This window comes from Chitinophaga sp. (assembly GCF_039596455.1).
Lineage (GTDB): Bacteria > Bacteroidota > Bacteroidia > Chitinophagales > Chitinophagaceae > Chitinophaga.
The window spans coordinates 1,390,753-1,406,909 of sequence record NZ_JBCNJR010000001.1; the positions used below are offsets into that span (position 1 = coordinate 1,390,753).

The 16,157-nt window shown below is 52.6% G+C and carries 16 protein-coding genes and 1 tRNA gene; 4 read left to right on the plus strand and 13 right to left on the minus strand.

The window, feature by feature from the left end:
* The first annotated feature begins 109 nt into the window (after positions 1-109).
* From ABDW36_RS05835 to ABDW36_RS05850, 4 genes are all read left to right on the plus strand, one after another.
* On the plus strand, positions 110-1,024 hold the full coding sequence (locus ABDW36_RS05835) for a 2-dehydropantoate 2-reductase (protein WP_343700939.1): 915 nt from the start codon (positions 110-112) through the stop codon (positions 1,022-1,024).
* Positions 1,021-1,764: an SDR family oxidoreductase gene (locus tag ABDW36_RS05840; RefSeq protein ID WP_343700940.1), complete on the plus strand. Its 744-nt coding sequence runs from the start codon at positions 1,021-1,023 to the stop codon at positions 1,762-1,764. The genes ABDW36_RS05835 and ABDW36_RS05840 overlap by 4 nt, the downstream gene beginning before the upstream one ends.
* A gap of 156 nt (positions 1,765-1,920) precedes the next feature.
* Positions 1,921-2,913 carry a histidine kinase gene (locus ABDW36_RS05845; RefSeq protein ID WP_343700941.1) on the plus strand — a complete coding sequence of 331 codons (993 nt, stop codon included), beginning with the start codon at positions 1,921-1,923 and terminating at the stop codon, positions 2,911-2,913.
* 12 nt (positions 2,914-2,925) lie between these two features.
* Positions 2,926-3,693 (plus strand): LytTR family DNA-binding domain-containing protein, encoded by a 768-nt coding sequence (locus ABDW36_RS05850; protein ID WP_343700942.1) that lies wholly within the window; start codon positions 2,926-2,928, stop codon positions 3,691-3,693.
* Between the two features lie 9 nt (positions 3,694-3,702).
* Here ABDW36_RS05850 and ABDW36_RS05855 read toward each other — a convergent pair whose 3' ends face one another.
* The 13 genes from ABDW36_RS05855 to ABDW36_RS05915 form a co-directional block, all read right to left on the minus strand.
* Positions 3,703-4,638 (minus strand): PHB depolymerase family esterase, encoded by a 936-nt coding sequence (locus ABDW36_RS05855; protein WP_343700943.1) that lies wholly within the window; start codon positions 4,636-4,638, stop codon positions 3,703-3,705.
* Between the two features lie 34 nt (positions 4,639-4,672).
* Positions 4,673-5,044, minus strand: a complete 372-nt coding sequence (locus ABDW36_RS05860; RefSeq protein ID WP_343700944.1) for a hypothetical protein — start codon at positions 5,042-5,044, stop codon at positions 4,673-4,675.
* Between the two features lie 141 nt (positions 5,045-5,185).
* Positions 5,186-5,842, minus strand: a complete 657-nt coding sequence (locus ABDW36_RS05865) for an alpha/beta fold hydrolase (RefSeq protein ID WP_343700945.1) — start codon at positions 5,840-5,842, stop codon at positions 5,186-5,188.
* A gap of 85 nt (positions 5,843-5,927) precedes the next feature.
* A tRNA-Arg gene (locus ABDW36_RS05870) sits at positions 5,928-5,999 on the minus strand.
* A gap of 56 nt (positions 6,000-6,055) precedes the next feature.
* Positions 6,056-7,816, minus strand: coding sequence for a long-chain fatty acid--CoA ligase (locus ABDW36_RS05875; protein WP_343700946.1), 1,761 nt, complete (start codon positions 7,814-7,816; stop codon positions 6,056-6,058).
* A gap of 15 nt (positions 7,817-7,831) precedes the next feature.
* On the minus strand, positions 7,832-8,119 hold the full coding sequence (locus tag ABDW36_RS05880) for a 2TM domain-containing protein (protein ID WP_343700947.1): 288 nt from the start codon (positions 8,117-8,119) through the stop codon (positions 7,832-7,834).
* 82 nt (positions 8,120-8,201) lie between these two features.
* A complete protein-coding gene (locus ABDW36_RS05885) occupies positions 8,202-8,867 on the minus strand; it encodes a YceI family protein (RefSeq protein WP_343700948.1) in 666 nt (221 codons plus the stop codon).
* 10 nt (positions 8,868-8,877) lie between these two features.
* Complete coding sequence (gene paaN, locus ABDW36_RS05890) at positions 8,878-10,539, minus strand: phenylacetic acid degradation protein PaaN (protein ID WP_343700949.1); 1,662 nt, start codon at positions 10,537-10,539, stop codon at positions 8,878-8,880.
* Between the two features lie 66 nt (positions 10,540-10,605).
* Complete coding sequence (locus ABDW36_RS05895; RefSeq protein ID WP_343700950.1) at positions 10,606-11,691, minus strand: tetratricopeptide repeat protein; 1,086 nt, start codon at positions 11,689-11,691, stop codon at positions 10,606-10,608.
* A 75-nt stretch (positions 11,692-11,766) separates the two neighbouring features.
* The gene (locus tag ABDW36_RS05900; protein ID WP_343700951.1) at positions 11,767-13,002 is read right to left on the minus strand and encodes a DUF1015 family protein; all 1,236 of its coding nucleotides are present in this window, start codon (positions 13,000-13,002) and stop codon (positions 11,767-11,769) included.
* A 100-nt stretch (positions 13,003-13,102) separates the two neighbouring features.
* Positions 13,103-14,209: a 3-phosphoserine/phosphohydroxythreonine transaminase gene (gene serC / locus ABDW36_RS05905; RefSeq protein WP_343700952.1), complete on the minus strand. Its 1,107-nt coding sequence runs from the start codon at positions 14,207-14,209 to the stop codon at positions 13,103-13,105.
* 127 nt (positions 14,210-14,336) lie between these two features.
* Positions 14,337-15,311 (minus strand): zinc dependent phospholipase C family protein, encoded by a 975-nt coding sequence (locus tag ABDW36_RS05910; RefSeq protein WP_343700953.1) that lies wholly within the window; start codon positions 15,309-15,311, stop codon positions 14,337-14,339.
* 63 nt (positions 15,312-15,374) lie between these two features.
* A complete protein-coding gene (locus tag ABDW36_RS05915; RefSeq protein ID WP_343700954.1) occupies positions 15,375-16,013 on the minus strand; it encodes a DUF502 domain-containing protein in 639 nt (212 codons plus the stop codon).
* Between the last annotated feature and the right edge of the window lie 144 nt (positions 16,014-16,157).

Below are 16,157 nucleotides of genomic sequence, written 5' to 3' on the forward strand. Positions count from 1 at the left end.
CGTATTCATTTTCAGTTGGTCTGCATGTGAGCCCAAGCCAAACTGATACGGTCAAATTTGTCAAAACTGCATCTGTACTGAAACGGATATTTTCCGCAATTTTATTGTTATGAAAACATATATCATCGGCTCCGGGGCCATTGGGAAAGCATTGGCCGTAGCGCTGCAGCTGCAGGGGAAAGATGTGGTGCTGATCCGGGGAAGCGTTGATAACGCGGCCGCGCACACGGAGCGTATACAGATCAGGCTGGAAGATGACAGCGTACAGGAAGCCACCGTGCCGGTGAGCGCCATCGGTAACTTTGAGAGGCTGGATGGCCTGATAGCACTAACCAGCAAGTCTTACGGCAACGAAGCCCTTGCCCGCAGGCTCAAAGATAAAACCGGCGTTTCACCGCTGGTGATATTGCAGAACGGGCTTGGTGTGGAGCAACCGTTTATTAGCGAAAACTACCCGGAGGTTTACCGTTGCGTACTGTTCGTTACCAGCCAAACGATGGCTGAAGGGAGTGTCCGGTTCAAGCCGGTGGCTACATGCCCGGTAGGGATTGTGAAAGGTAATACTGATACGTTGAAAATAGCGGTAGAGCAGCTGAGCGGCGGATACTTCCAGTTCAAAGCAGAGGAGCATATTGAAACAATTGTCTGGAAGAAAGCTATCATCAACAGCGTGTTCAATTCCATATGCCCGCTGCTGGAAATGGATAACGGCATATTTCACCGCAACGCCGCCGCGCTTGCAATGGCGGAAAGAGTGGTGCTGGAGTGCCTGGTGGTAGCGAGGGAAAAAGGCGTTTTTCTTGAAGCGGAAGATGTACTGCAAAACCTGCTGCAGATCAGCAGGCTGTCAGACGGGCAGCTCATTTCCACTTTGCAGGACATCCGCAATAAGAGGCAGACGGAGATAGAAACGCTGAACCTGGAAATAGCCCGTATTGCGCAGGAATTGAAAAAGGAGGATGCAGTGAAGGAAACAAGATTGCTGGGTGAACTGACGAAACTAAAATCGGAGTTAAGCATATGAAAGTAATGTTGATCACAGGCGGCAGCCGCGGTATTGGTGCGGCAACCGCCCTGCTTGCGGCGGAAGCCGGCTATGCCGTTGCCGTGAACTATTGCAGCAATGAGGCCGCGGCGGCGCAGGTTGTGGAAAAGATCAGGGCTGCCGGCGGCACGGCCGTAGCTATTCAGGCGGATATTTCAAAAGAGGAGGAAGTGCTGAAGCTGTTTGCTGAAACTGATAAGCTGCCGGGTACACTGACCGTGCTGGTCAACAACGCCGGCATACTGGAGCACCAGATGCGCCTGGAGAACATGACCGCCGCTCGCCTCAACCGGATATTTGCGGCCAACATTACCGGTCAGTTCATCTGCGCCAGGGAGGCCGTGAAAAGGATGTCAACCAAACATGGCGGCAGCGGCGGCGCCATCGTCAACGTTTCCTCCGTGGCCGCCAAAACAGGGTCGCCCAACGAGTACCTCGACTATGCGGCCTCAAAGGGCGCTATGGACACTTTTACCATCGGGCTGTCTAAAGAAGTGGCGGAAGAAGGGATACGGGTGAATGGCGTGAGACCAGGATTTATTGCTACAGACATCCATGCGGCAGGCGGTGAACCTGGGCGGGTGGAGCGGTTGAAGAGCAGCATTCCGCTGAAAAGGGGTGGAACGGCGGAGGAAGTGGCGGAAGCTATTTTGTGGCTGGCTTCGGATAAGGCGGGGTATTCTACAGGTACTTTTATTGATGTGAGCGGGGGGAGGTAGGCAATGCGGAATTGACAGGTTCATCTGGCTTATTGTCCCTTTCATGGCCGTGGTACAACGCTTCATGGAACAATTTGGTATTTTTATGGAAAAGGAACGTGAGCTGCTCCCACAGGGGCCGTCCGCCGTTTTCCTGCTTTCCGTAAACAAATACCCATGCGTAGAAAATCCATCGTCACCGGCATTATTATCTCGCTGTTTGTAGCCCTGTTAGGTTATGTGCTGCGGCTGAACCGCGAGAACGTGAGCGCGTCGATGGTTGCGCTGCTCTCGTCATTTACAGGAAGCTTCCTGAGCTGGTTGTTCATACAGGCCGTGCTGCAATGGCACAAGCCTGCGGGAAAGCTGCAGAAAGCGGCGCTTGCGGTGATGGGCTGTATGCTGATTTCCACAATTCCTTTCAGCATTACCCGCCATTTTACCGATGTGCAGGAACGCATTGAACTGCTGCCAAGAGGGCTGAAGGCAGTGTATTTTCTTTTACTGATGCGAGGGGCCGTTGTTGGCGGCTTTCTTTATTTTATAGCAGACCTGCTGCGGATGTCTGACATGAAACAGCAGGCACAGCTGGAAAACGAGCGGCTCAAACAGGAGAACCTGCAGGCTAAGCTGAGCATTCTGCAGCAGCAGGTCAGCCCTCACTTTCTCTTCAATTCGCTTGGCACCTTGCGCAGCATGGTGCAGGAAAAAGCGCCCCGCCAGTTCATACAGCGCCTGTCTGACGTTTACCGTTACCTGCTAAGTAACAGGATGGCCGGACTGGTAACGTTGCGGGACGAACTTGATTTTACCCGCGCCTATTTGTACATCCTGCAAGAACGGCTGGAAGACGCCCTGGTAACTGAGATCAATATAGGGGAGGAAGCATTGCAGCAAAAACTCCCTCCCGCAAGCCTGCAGCTGCTGGTGGAAAACGCGGTGAAACACAATGTAGCAAGTGTTGAAACGCCTTTGACCATCAGGGTATATGTAGATGAAGAAGGCTGGCTGGTGGTCAGCAATACCCTGCAAAAGCGGGATACGGTGATAGACAGCCTCGGGCGTGGCCTGGGTAATATAAGGGAAAGATACAGGCTGCTGGCCGGACTGAATATTTCAGTAACTGAAACCAATCACGATTTTACTGTACGCACTCCTTTAATAAAATAGCACCCCGCGCATATGAACATTCTAATCATAGAAGACGAAGCCAAAACGGCGAAGGAGCTTAAACAGATCATCCAGCGGCTGGATGACAGGCTGGTGGTGCTGGATATACTGCCATCCGTAAAAGCCGCCGTAAAGTGGCTGCAAACAAACCCCGCGCCGCAGCTGATATTGTCTGACATACAACTTGCAGACGGGTTGAGCTTTGAGATATTCAGATCGGTAAACATACAATGCCCGGTTGTATTTTGCACCGCTTTTGACAGCTATGCTATTGAAGCCTTCGGATCTTACGGAATAGATTACCTGCTGAAGCCTATTGATGAAGACAAGCTTGCCGCAAGCCTCAGAAAATATGAACAGATGAAACAATGGCTGGCGCCGGGAAGCAACCTGAACGGAGACCGTATGGAGGCTTTGCTGGAGAAGCTGCAGGCTTCAACATACAAAAACGCTTTGCTGGTTTTCAGCAATGAAAAGATCATTCCGGTAAAAACAGCGGATATCGCTTTTATATATTCCGTTGGTGGGGCCATCAAAGTATATACGACGCAGGGAAAAGTTTACCCGGTTAATGAAGTGCTGGACGAGCTGGAACAGCAGCTTGACCCCTCGCGGTTCTTCAGGGCCAACCGGCAATATATCGTGAGCCGGAGCGCAGTAGTGATGGCCGCTCATTATTTCAACAGAAGGCTGGTGCTGAAACTGAACATGGAAACTCCGGAGCCAGTGATCATCAGCAAGATGAAGGCCCCGGAGCTGACTGCATGGTTGCAGCGTTAGACGGGCGTCTTATTCCAGCCTGTATTGCCTGAAAAAGTCCCAGATGAGATCGTTTGCATTAATGGCCGTGGAGGGTGGCGCGGCCCGCGGCCGTACCTGTTTGCCGCCCGGCCAGGAGTGCCCGCCGTCTTGTGTCAGGTAGTGATTGATCATGACGGCGCCTTCCCCGTTTATCCATTGTATTTGCTTGTAGTTTGAATTGTCCGTTACCACCACCGGCTCCTGCCGGCAGCCGTTCCTTAGCGCCCAAACGTTCAGTACCGAATCTACAGGCGGGAAGTAGTAGCCGAACCGGTTGCTGCCGCCGTGGTAGGGAACAATACTATCCAGTACGGAGTGCAGGTGCAGAACAGGTACGTGGCGCGGCTGACTCGCAGCCGGGCTGTACACCATGGAGCAGCTGACCGGCGCAATGGCCGCTATCTTGCCTGACAGTTCAGCCGCCAGGCGGTAGGCCATCATGCCGCCGTTAGACATACCTGTTACATACACTCTTTCGGGATCGATGCGGTAATTGGCGGCCATTTTGTCAATAAGGCCGTTGATGAACGATACGTCGTCTATGCCGTTTTTCATAGCATAATCGCAGCAGGCGCCCGCGTTCCAGGTGCGGAGGCGCAGCCTGTTGGTGCTGGCAACGCCGTCAGGATATACGGCTACAAAACCTGCTTCGTCTGCTTTCCGGGAGAAACCGTAGTCTGCCTCAAATTGTGCTGCGCTGCCGCCTGTCCCATGAAGCGCTATGATCATCGGGTAGAGCATGGTATCGCTATTTTGATAGTACCCCGGCGGCAGGTTTACGATATAGCTGCGTTTCAGGCCATTCACGTTCAGCGTAGCGTCAAAATTCCGCCTGGGTGGCTGGGCATCTTTGCTGCACCCGCTGGAAATATATGACAGGCAGAGCAGGAGTATGCCTGAAAGCGGCCGGATGATTGTTTTCATTTGCATGATTTTCGTTTAAGGTGAAGTAGATACGTTACCGCTTTTTCCTGGTTTTAAGTTCCTCCCGCATCTCTTGCTGCATTTTGCGGTAGGTGTCGTACTGCCGGCTGTCCAGCACAGATTTCATCTGTTTGTCTTTTTCATCATTCAGCTTGCGAAAGGTCTTTAACCTGGACAGCCGCGGGGCGCCTGATTCTTTAAGCCCGGAGAGCGCCTCAAAATAGCGGGTGTTGATCTTCTTTACTTTTTCTTCCTGGGCTTCTGTCAGGTTGAGCTTTGCCTTGTAGCTCTCCATCTTTGCCAGCAGATCCTTTTTTTGCGTTTCGCTCAATTTGGACTGGGCGGTTGCGAAGTATGGGGCAGCACATCCAAGCAGCAACAGCATGCATTTTAATAGTACGTTCATGGTCTTTTTCAGGCAAACTTCCGGGAGATGGGGAAAGAAGGGAAGTGGAAACTGGATGAAGCGGACAGATTGGGGGATGTAACGGCCCAGGTGGAGAGAAGCGCTTGGGGAAACGCTTTGAAGGAATTGCAGTGCCGGGAATTATTTAATTTTCTTCTCCACCCATTTATCCGTCTCATTTACCAGCAATGACAGCACATCCTTTTTCCCTGCCTTGAAAGAATGATCTGCCCCTTCAAATTTTACAAGGGTGGCTTTCCGTAAAGATTTGCATACGGCTTCAATCAGCTCCCAGGTAGCCAGGGTATCTTTGGAGCCCTGTAAAAACAGCATCGGTATTTTTAATGCCTTGAGATGCTCCGCACGCTCTGTAGAAGGTTTGCCGGACGGGTGAAGCGGAAAGCCAAAGAAAATAATGCCGGCAACCGCGCTGTCCGGATGTTCCGCCAGGTATTGGGAGCTCATTCTTCCACCAAAAGATTTGCCGGAAGCAAAAAGCGGGAGGCCAGGGGCCAGTTCATGCGCCTTCGCAATGGCCGCTGCTATGGTTTGGTGGGCAACGGCGGGAGTGTCTGGCCGGCCCTTTTTGTTTTCCGCAAAGGGGAAATTGAACCGCAGCACTGCAATGCCTGCACTGGCCAGCGCATTTGCGAGTGTTTCCATAAATGCATGGTCCATGCCTGCCCCGGCGCCATGCGCGAGCGTGATGATGCACTTTGGTTTGTCAGGGGCGGTGTATTTGGCTGAAACGGCGCCAATGGAGGGGGAGATATTTATTTTGATGGACTTTGTGTTCATACTAAGGTCGGAATTAAGTTGCAAAGAGGGCCAGACAAACTAAAAAGGCTCTAAGTTCAATCACTTAAAGCCTTTCTGGTTTTTGTAGCCCCGCCAAGAATCGAACTTGGATCTAAAGTTTAGGAAACTTCTATTCTATCCATTGAACTACAGGGCCATACCGCCATCAGCGGGAGGGCAAAAATAAGCGTTTTTGGCAATTTTCCTTAAAAATTATGCGTAAATCCGCTCAATGGCGTCCCGGTACTTTTCCTGTATCACTCTCCGTTTGAGTTTGAGGGTGGGGGTCATTTCCCCGCTGCTTACCGTCCATTCATGCGGCATCAGCTCAAATTTCTTGACCTGTTCAATATGGGAAAAGTGCTGGTTATACTTTTCAACAGACTGGCGGTACAGTTGCCGCACCTTCGTGTCATGCAGGGCTCTTTCGGGGCCGGGATAGGTGGCGCCCTGGCGGGTGTACCAGTCTTCCAGGTTCCGGAAGTTCGGAACTATCAGCGCGCCGGTGAATTTGCGGTCTGCGCCCACCACCATGATCTGTTCAATGAAGGGCGATTCCCGGAATTTGTTCTCAATGGGCTGCGGGGCTACAAATTTGCCGCCGGAGGTTTTGAACAGTTCCTTCTTGCGGTCAGTGATCTTGAGGAATTTACCGTTCACCAGCACGCCGATGTCGCCGGTGTGGAACCAGCCGTCTGTAAAGGCATCCGCGGTCAGGTCAGGACGTTTGTAGTAGCCGCTGGTTACGTTGGGACCTTTGCAGAGGATCTCTCCATCGTCTGCCAGCTTCACCTCCACATTACTGATCACGGGGCCTACCGTACCGAACATCCGGTCTTTTTCGGGCATGCGGTTTACCGCAATTACGGGAGATGTTTCTGTAAGGCCGTACCCTTCCAGTATGGGTATACCGGCAGCGGTAAATATTTTCAACAGGCGCACCTGGCAGGCGGCCGCGCCGGTTACAATGCATTGCAGCTCGCCACCAAGGGCTTCGCGCCACTTTTTATATACCAGTTTATCTGCAATGGCCAGCTGCAGGCGGTACCAGGGCGGCAGGGGTTTGTTGATCTCAAATTGTTTGGCCAGGTTGAGGGCCCAGAAGAATAGTTGTTTTTTGATGCCGGTCAGTTCCGTGCCACGTGCAGTGATCTTTTCATAAACCTTTTCCAGCAGGCGGGGCACGGTGGTAAAAATAGAGGGTTTTACCTCCCGGAGATTGTCTGAAATAGCCTCCATGCTTTCTGCATAGTATACGGATACGCCTGCAGTGAGATACACGTAGGTGACCATCCGTTCAAATATGTGGTTGAGCGGCAGAAAGCTGAGAGCGCGGCCGCTGCTGGTTACCGGCAATACAGGCAGGCAGGCCTCTACGTTGCTCATGATGTTGTAGTGGGTGAGCATCACGCCTTTGGGCGTGCCGGTGGTGCCGGAGGTATAAATGACGGTGGCCAGATGATGGGGCGTAATGCTGTTTTTGAGCTCTTCTATCCGCGTGTTGTCCGCATCCCTGGCCAATGATGTAATGGCTGACCAGTGGGGCACGCCGGGAATGATGTCAAAGGAGTAGATATGCTGCAGCCGGGGGAGTTTACTGCGCAGGGCGTCTACCTTTTCATACAGGTCCTGGTTGCTGACAAACAAAACGCCGGCCTCTGCGTCATTCAGCACAAATTCCAGCTCTGCATCGCTGATGGTAGGATAAATGGGTACCAGCACAGCGCCTATTTGCTGGCAGGCCAGGTCTGTAACTATCCATTCCGGGCGGTTGGTGCTGATAATAGCCACCTTGCTGTCCGGCTCAATGCCTGATTGCAGCAGGCCGGAGCTGTACCGTTGCACTATCCCGGCCACTTCGTTGGTGCTGTAGGTTTTCCAGGCGCCTTGCTCCTTGGCGGCCAGCATATCCGGTTTTGAATAGTGGGCCTGCTGATGTGGAATTACATCAAATAAGCGGGTGGGGTGGTGCATGATGATGAGGTTGTCTTAAAGGCCTCGCTGTTGTTTTTCCTGCTGCAACTTTTCGTATTCGCGGGTGGCATCACCAAAAGGGTCCCGATGGTAAGCGTTATAATAAGCAAAGGCCAGGCCAAGCCCCCAGCCGCACATGGGCCATACCGGCCAGGGTACGCCCTGGTGGTGATCGTTGGTAAGGAACCAAATGGCCCAAAGGAAGGCGTTAACGATGGGGTAGGTCATCAGGTGAGTGCGGAATCCGGCCCGGGCTTTGGCTATGCGCCAGAGGCGTTCATCTCTTTGTTGATTCGTTTCCATGTGTAGTGTATTTAGGATCGGAGATCTTACTAAATATACTGAAAAAAAACGGTCCGGGACAGCCTCATTGCTGCCCCGGCGCCTATTTTGTAACTATTTCGAAGCGGATATTGACAATAGAATTGATGAGCTTGTCTTGTAAGGATTTGTCTGCACGGTAGGTCATGCCCCACTGGGTACGGTCTATATTAAAATTGGCGGCGGCCATTACTTTCCCCTCCTTCAGCACAATTTTAGCGGGGAAGCTGATGTTTTTGCTTACGTTTTTGATGGTCAGGTTGCCCTTTATCATGTGGGTGGCATCTTTCAGCAGTACGCTTTTATCTGTGGCGGCAGGGTGGTATTCTTCAACACTGGTGATCTCGAAGCGGGCAGTGGGGTACTGCTGCGCATCAAAGAAATTGGCGCCCCGCAGCTCGTCTTCCAGCTTTGTCCGCATGTCGGGCTGGGAGGCCAGGTCAAGATTGCGGAGGCTGTTGATATCAATCACAAACTGGCCGCTGGTCAATACACTGTCTTTCACATGCAATTTTCCCTGGCTGAAACGGAAAGAGCCTTTGTGTTCACCGGTAGGTTTGGTGCCTATCCAGTACAGGATGCTGGCGGCAGTATCCAGCTGGTGGCTGCGCCCGCTCTCGTCCGGCTGTTTTACGGCCTGGGCGTCCGTTACTTCAGCCTTGTCAGCCTTGGGGGCCTGCTGGCAGGCAACGGCCATTGCCATGAAAAAAAGTAGTCTGACTGTACGCATAGTATGTTTTTTATTCCAGGTACGTTCTGTTGCCCACCCATACAAACCGTTTCACAATAAACTCCTGGTTGGTGAAACTGGCGTTGCCGGCGGGATTGCCGCCTGTTACATGAAAATCTGAAAAGGCGGCATGCTGGTTCACCCAGATGAAACCGGTGAAATTAAAAGAAACGGGCGTGAACGCGCTGTTCATGGCATCTGCGATCTTGTCTTTCACGGTTTCGTCAGTAGTGTATGCGGCGCAGGTAATAGCGCCATGTTTAGCCGCCATTTGCCGCGCCAGCTGTATGGAATGGTCTGTGTCCTTTGTTTTGATGAGCAGTATTACCGGGCCAAACAGCTCTTTTTCATAAATACTGCTGTCTGCCGAGCTGACCTCCACAATGGCGGGAGAAAAAGTGCGGGCATTCCGGTATTCTTCATTAACCACGGGCATGCCGTTGAGCAACACTTTGCCGCCCAGCTGGTGAATGTCTTTGGCGCGTTGCAGCGTGGCCTCATTCTGCACGGCGCCCAGGGTGCCGGCGCCCATTTTCGGGTTGTTGACGAGGGTCATAATGGCGTCTTTCAGCCTGGTGGCCACTTCATTAAAGCCCAGTACGCCGCCGGGCGTAGTGATACCGCTTTCGGGTATAAAAAAGTTCTGCGGGGCGGTACACATTTGCCCGGAGTAGAGGCTCACGGAGAAGGCGAGGTTCTGTACCACGGCGTCTATGTCTTTGACAGCATCCAGTATCACGGAGTTGACGCCTGCTTTTTCGGTAAAAACGGTTTTGCCGCGGGCGGTAAGAGACTCCACGTAGTTGCCGAAGCTGCTGCTGCCGGTGTAGTCTATAAGCACCACGTCCGGGTGCTCGCAAAGCTCTTTGGTAATAAGGTGGTCGCTGCTGTCTGCGGCCAGCTGGCAGGTGTGGGGATCTTGCCCGTTTTCTTCCAGTACCTGCTGAATAACGGCCACCACAATGGCAATGGGCAGTACGGCTTTGGGATGGGGTTTTACCAGCACGGCGTTACCGGTTATAAGGTCTGCGTAAATGCCGGGCAGGGAGTTCCAGATGGGAAAGGTGGAGCAGCCTATCACCAGGCCCAAACCCTTGGGTACGGCGCGGAAAGACTTTTCCAGGCGAATACTGGATTTGCCCATCGGTTTTTCCCATGTCTGTTTTTCCGGGTAGGCCTGCAATTGCTGGTAGCCCATGGCAATGGCCTCCAGTGCGCGGTCGTTAGCGTGGGGGCCGCTGGCCTGGAAGCTCATCATGAAGCTTTGGCCGGTGGTGTGCATGGTGGCGTGGGCTATCTCGAAGAAATGATGCTGTATCTTCTCCAGGGATTCTGTGAGAATGCCCGCCCGGTCTGCAACACCCAGCTGCGCCCAGCGCCGGCCGGCCCTTTTCCCGGCTTGCACCAGCTCTTCCGTATCTGTCAGGGGGTAGGTAATACCGAGGGGCTCACCGGTGTAGGGAGACACTTCTTCGCCCGCCCAACCGGTCACAATTTTTTGTTTCAAACGTGAAAAAGGCTGTTGCAGCAGGCTTTTAAAGGAGGCTTCGCCCTGCGGGGGCGCTTCTTCTCCGTACGCTTTGGGGTGCTCAGGGTACTGCGCGTAAAAAGTTCTGTTCTGGTTGGCTTTTACCGCGTTGTCAATAATGTTTTGGTGTTTTGCGATCAGCATAAGCTCTATGTTTAAGATGTTGTTGTAATTAAACGCGGCCTTCTATGCTGTTCTTCTGCTCCTGCGCTACTTGATAACGGCCAGTTTGCCGGTATTGTAAAACTCGTCTTCCCGGAGCTTCAGCGGGTGGTTGCGCTGCCAGGCAGAAAAGGCATCGTATTCGGTTTTATGCAGGCTGGTCCAGGCTTTGTATTCCGCCTGGTTGGCCACGGGGCCGAACAGCCATTGGTTGTATGACTCAAACATTCCTTCCTTCAGCAGCTTGCGCTGAAAATCAAAAAGGGCGTATGGGTAACGTACACCGTAAAAACTGTACCAGTCCAGCAGAAAGCGGGTGCGCAGCATGATGAGGGACTGCGGCTCAATACCCGTGGCTATTACGCTCACCTGTTTGGCGATGGTGCTTTTGAAGGCATCCATAAACCCGTTGTCATTGCTGCCTTTCCGGCTTTTTTTGTTATCTGTGGTTTCCACCGGTACGCTGTTGAAAATGGCCGGGTCGTCAAATAACTTTTTATAACATTCCACTATCACTTCCCTGATCTCGGCCGTGCGGGTGGTGTAACTTTCCAGGTTCACAAAAGTTTCTCCATAAAGAATGGCCCAGATGGGCTCTTTGGTCCACAGGTAGCTGCGGGCGGCGTGGTAGTAGTTGCCGGGGAAATTGGGGTCTGTTTCGATGCCTTTTACCCACTGGCGCAGCGCGCCGTCAAAATTCTTCATGTTCTGCAGCAGGTCGCCATAGTCGTTATACAGCTCGCCGCTTTTGGGGAACTTCTTCAGGCCGCGAACGTAGAGCTTTTCGGCCCCCTTCCAGTCCTGCTTGCTCTGGTAAATGTTCCCGGCAATCTGGTAGAGGTGAATGTCTGCCTCCTTGCTGTCTACCAGCGGAGATACCACGGTGTAGGCGCGGTTATAGTCCCCTTTCAGGTAGTAGGCAAAGGCCAGGTTCTTTTTCAACTGAATATCGTCAGGCGCATTTTGAATAGCCTGGTTCAATACCAATATGGCATTGGCATAATCTCCCGTGCGGAGAAAAGAATTTGCCGTTTGCTGCAGTTCCGCATTGTCCTGTGCAATGCTCCACTGTACGGTCAATATCCCTGCCAGCACAAGGGCACATTTTTTAGCAACCTTTTGCCATTCCATCATTCAGTTCGTTTTATGTAAATGTAAGAAAAAAGCGTTGACCCCGGAGCAAGGCGGGGCCAACGTTTCAGATGATGATCAGATCAAATGTGTTAAGAGCCCGTCACGCAGCTTGGGCTCAAACCAGGTAGATTTGGGGGGCATCACGTTGCCGCTGTCCGCAATATCAAAAAGCTGCTGAATGGTAACGGGGTAAAGGGCAAAGGCCACTTTCATTTCCCCGCTGTTCACCCTTTTTACCAGCTCTCCCAGGCCGCGGATGCCGCCTACAAAGTCTATACGCTTGTCTGTGCGCGGGTCTTTGATGCCCAGTAATTTGTCCAGCACATTGTTTTGCAGGATGGTAACGTCCAGGATGCCGATGGGGTCAGCGGTATAGGTGCCTTCGCGGGCTACCAGGCGGTACCAGGTGCCGTCCAGGTACATGCTGAACTCGTGCAGCATGCTGGGTTTCTGCTCGTGGTGGCCTACCGGTTCCACAATAAAGTCATACTCCAGCTGGGAAAGGAAATCTTCCTTGCTATGGCCGTTCAGGTCTTTCACCAGGCGGTTGTAGTCAAGGATGGCCAGCTGGCTGGCGGGGAATATGGTGGTGAGGAAGTAGTTGAGATTGGCGCTGCTGTGAACGTTCTCGTTGGTGGCTTTTTGCACCAGTGCGGCGGAGGCGGCGCGGTGGTGGCCGTCAGCAATGTAAGTGGCGGGCACTTTTTCTGCAAACAGCTCCGTGATCTGGTCTCCGGTGGCGGCTTCGTTAATGACCCAGATGGTGTGGGAAATGCCATCGTCAGCCGTAAAGTCGTACACAGGGGCATGATGCTGCTGCCATTGGTCTATGATGGCGTTCAGCTCCGGCACGTCGTTATAGGCGAGGAACACGTTGCCGGTTTGTGCGCGGGTATGGGTAATGTGGTTGATCCGGTCCAGCTCCTTGTCTGGCCGGGTAAATTCGTGCTTTTTAATGATGCCGTTGTTGTAGTCCTCTATGGAAGAAACGCATACCAGGCCGGTTTGGGAGCGGCCGTCCATCACCAGTTTGTAGATATAATAACATGGCTGTTCTTCGTGAATGAGGGTGCCGGAGGCCTGCAGGGCCTGGAGGTTTTCCGCTGCTTTCAGGTACACGGCCTCGCTGTGAATGTCTGTTCCTTCGGGCAGGTCTATTTCTGACTTGGACACATGATAGAACGAATTCGGGTTGCCGGCAGCTTCGGCCGCGGCCTCTTTTGAGTTCAGTACATCATATGGCCTTGCGGCTACTTCTTTTGCTAACGCCGGTTGCGGACGCAGCGCCCGGAAAGGTTTGATAATTGCCATGATATAGTATTTTCTGTTAAGAGGGGGTAAAAATAAGAAAAGCAGGTATAAAAAAGGGCCGGTCTTTTAGACCGGCCCTCATATAAAGAATATTTTATGACTATGCCTTTTTGAGAGAGAAGAATTTCATGGCTTCTACCATTACTTCTACACTTTCTACGGGCAATGCATTGTACAGGGATGCGCGGAAACCGCCAGACAAGCGGTGGCCCTTGATGCCTACGATGTCTTCTTTTTTGCAGAACTTCAAAAACTCCTCTTCCAGTTCGGGTTTGTCTATGGTAAAGGTGACGTTCATTTTGCTGCGGTCTTCCTTTACCACATTGCCGCGGAACAGCGGGTTGTGGTCAATCTCGTCATACAGGAGGGCTGCCTTTTTGGTATTGAGCTTTTCAATAGCGGCAAGGCCTCCCTGGCCTTTCAGCCAGCGCAGGGTGAGCATGGAGATGTATACGGCAAATACGGGCGGGGTATTGAGCATGGAGCCGTTTTCCACGTGCAGGCGGTAATCCAGTATGCTGGGTATTTTGCGGGTTACGCTGCCCAGTATGCTTTTGCGTACGGCCACCATGGTGGTACCGGCGGCGCCCATGTTCTTCTGTGCGCCCGCGTAGATGAGGGCGTACTTGTTGAAGTCCATCTGGCGGCTGAGAATGTCGCTGCTCATATCTGCTATCAGGGGCACGTCCGTTTCCGGGGTGTGCTGCCACTGGGTACCGTAAATGGTATTGTTGGTGGTGATGTGCAGGTATTTGGCTTGCTGGGGTACCGTAAACTGTTTGGGGATGTGATTGTAATTACTTTCCTTGGAGCTGGCTACAACATCTACATAACCGAACAGCTTGGCTTCTTTAATGGCTTTGTTGGACCACACGCCGGTGTCTACATACGCCGCTGTTTCCCCGCTGTCAAGCAGGTTCATGGGCACCTGCATGAACTGGGTGGTAGCCCCGCCCTGCAGGTACAGGATCTCGTAGTCGTCCTCCAGTTGCATCAGTTCCTTTGCAAGGCTGCGTGCTTCCTCCATTACGGCTATAAATGGTTCCGTGCGGTGTCCTATTTCCAGTATAGACATGCCCGTACCGTCAAAGTCAATAAGTGCTTTACTGGCTTTGTACAGTACTTCGTTCGGTAATACAGAAGGACCTGCATTAAAATTGTGCACCTTCATGTTGCGATCTAAATTGAATACGTTTTCTTGTTCCACGTTCTATGGTTTTTCGAAGGAATTGGTAAAAAATCGCGGTCGCATTTAAAAACCGGAAGGATTGGTCAGTGAGGACAGGTTAAAAAGATAGATAGAAGGCCAAAGATAAACTTTCTTTTGTTATTTCTTAGTGGTCCCTCCCAATTATTTTACCAGCCCTCCACAGGCTGTCCAGCCGCGTTGCCGCCGCGTGTTCATCGTCTGTAATACCCGCTGTTCCCGGCTTTCCCAGGGGCGGTTGGCCTGCGTTCACCCAGGCGGTATACCAGCAGGCGGCCACGGCCTGTATGGATGCGCGCATCCGCCTTTCCACCATATTGCCCAGTGCCTGGTGGTAGGCCCTGGTATAGGCTTCGGAGTAGTTGCGGACCAGCCGGCCTTTCCGCAGCTCGTAGGCAAACCGCCTGTCTGCCGGGAACCGGAGGCTGAGCGCCTTCTCCAGGCGGAGCACGGTATCGGCCGCGGCGGCGCTTTCGCCTATTACCTGCCATACCAGCCCACGGAAGTTCCTGATATAGCCGGCGCTTCCTACCCAGTAGTCAAACCGCCCGTCTGCCAGCAGCTCCGGGATGCGGGACTCCCACAACCCGTGGATGCCCTGTTGCCCGGTAAACTGCCCGTTGTGGTTGGAGCTGGCGTGCAACGGCACATGGGCATCGCTCATATAGTGCCCCAGCTCCGCAGACAGCCGCAGGATGCGGGCGGTATTCCGCTGCTCAAAGGCCGCTGTAAGCTGGTGCATCACCCTTTCCAGGTGCCAGGGCAGCACCCCGTAGCGCTCCAGGGTATCTGCCGAAAACCGCTCCACGGCCTCCTGCCAGTGCCGGGGCAGCCCCGGGAAGGGCCAAAGGCCGTAGCGGTCAGCGTCCAGGTAGTGGCGGGCGCCCTCTTCGGCTATCATATACCGTCGTTTATCCGGCGCCGTGGATTGCTGTACGATATATTCAATATGCGGCTTATATAAGAGCAGCATTTCCGGTGGAAGTGCAAACACCGCCAGGCGGTTAATGCGCTCATGGGCAAAAAAGCCCCAGCCCTGTACGTCCGAAAAAGAAAAGATCAACAGCAGCAATACCGCCGCCGGGCGAAACAATGGATGCATTGGCTATAATTTGGGCGCGAAGATCGTGTTTCATCCACACCCGCCTCTCACACCTGTGCGTATTTATTTTGCCGGTTGTGCTGCCTGCGTTTCCGTAATATGCGTAACCCCGCCAGACACCGCAAATTTCATGGCCTCACCGGCTGAAATATTGGTCAGTGGCCGCACTTTCTCCTGCTTCACTATAAAAACCTTGCCTGTAATGGCATAAGCATGCGGTACATACACTGCCAGGTACCCTTCCAGGCCCAGGCTCCTCACATTTTCCTGGGTAATAAACCCCATTTCCCACACATCTTCCCCGTATACGTTCACCAGCACCGGGTGGTCAAACTTCTTCTTTTCCCCCACAAAAGCGTCAAATACGTCTTTCACGGAAGAATAGATGTATTTAATGAACGGTGTACGCTCCAGTATATGGTCAAACATATCTATCAGTCGCCCCACAATGAAAGATGAACTGAGGTATCCCACAAATACTATGAGTATCAATACAATAGCAAATCCTACCCCCTTGTATTTCAGAAAGTTCATGGGGTGGTCTACCGGCAGGATGTCACGCGGCAGCAGGTTGTCAATGGTAATAAACCCCCAGTACAACGTAAAGGCAGTTATACCAATAGGCGCCAGGATGAGCAGACCCTGGAAAAAATAGCGCAGTATCCGCGATAATAATAGCCTGAACCTCAGTTTTGGAGACATGTGATGTGTGTTGAAAGCGCAAAGTTACTGCTTTCATACCCATTCCCCAGCGTCAAATGACAAGTCGGGTTGGTAAGCGGTAAAGCTGTCTCCCGTAACGGGGCAGGTCGTTTTCAGGTGCACCCCCCCGGTATTGCTGCAAAA

Excerpts from the sequence above, each read along its gene's own strand:
- ABDW36_RS05860 (WP_343700944.1), bottom strand. The coding sequence starts at position 5,044 with ATGAACGTACTATTAAAATGCATGCTGTTGCTGCTTGGATGTGCTGCC.
- ABDW36_RS05885 (WP_343700948.1), bottom strand. The coding sequence starts at position 8,867 with ATGCGTACAGTCAGACTACTTTTTTTCATGGCAATGGCCGTTGCCTGC.
- ABDW36_RS05845 (WP_343700941.1), top strand. The coding sequence starts at position 1,921 with ATGCGTAGAAAATCCATCGTCACCGGCATTATTATCTCGCTGTTTGTA.
- ABDW36_RS05895 (WP_343700950.1), bottom strand. The coding sequence starts at position 11,691 with ATGATGGAATGGCAAAAGGTTGCTAAAAAATGTGCCCTTGTGCTGGCA.
- ABDW36_RS05900 (WP_343700951.1), bottom strand. The coding sequence starts at position 13,002 with ATGGCAATTATCAAACCTTTCCGGGCGCTGCGTCCGCAACCGGCGTTA.
- ABDW36_RS05840 (WP_343700940.1), top strand. The coding sequence starts at position 1,021 with ATGAAAGTAATGTTGATCACAGGCGGCAGCCGCGGTATTGGTGCGGCA.
- ABDW36_RS05910 (WP_343700953.1), bottom strand. The coding sequence starts at position 15,311 with ATGCATCCATTGTTTCGCCCGGCGGCGGTATTGCTGCTGTTGATCTTT.
- ABDW36_RS05835 (WP_343700939.1), top strand. The coding sequence starts at position 110 with ATGAAAACATATATCATCGGCTCCGGGGCCATTGGGAAAGCATTGGCC.
- ABDW36_RS05865 (WP_343700945.1), bottom strand. The coding sequence starts at position 5,842 with ATGAACACAAAGTCCATCAAAATAAATATCTCCCCCTCCATTGGCGCC.
- ABDW36_RS05880 (WP_343700947.1), bottom strand. The coding sequence starts at position 8,119 with ATGGAAACGAATCAACAAAGAGATGAACGCCTCTGGCGCATAGCCAAA.
- ABDW36_RS05875 (WP_343700946.1), bottom strand. The coding sequence starts at position 7,816 with ATGCACCACCCCACCCGCTTATTTGATGTAATTCCACATCAGCAGGCC.
- ABDW36_RS05915 (WP_343700954.1), bottom strand. The coding sequence starts at position 16,013 with ATGTCTCCAAAACTGAGGTTCAGGCTATTATTATCGCGGATACTGCGC.
- ABDW36_RS05855 (WP_343700943.1), bottom strand. The coding sequence starts at position 4,638 with ATGAAAACAATCATCCGGCCGCTTTCAGGCATACTCCTGCTCTGCCTG.
- paaN (WP_343700949.1), bottom strand. The coding sequence starts at position 10,539 with ATGCTGATCGCAAAACACCAAAACATTATTGACAACGCGGTAAAAGCC.
- ABDW36_RS05850 (WP_343700942.1), top strand. The coding sequence starts at position 2,926 with ATGAACATTCTAATCATAGAAGACGAAGCCAAAACGGCGAAGGAGCTT.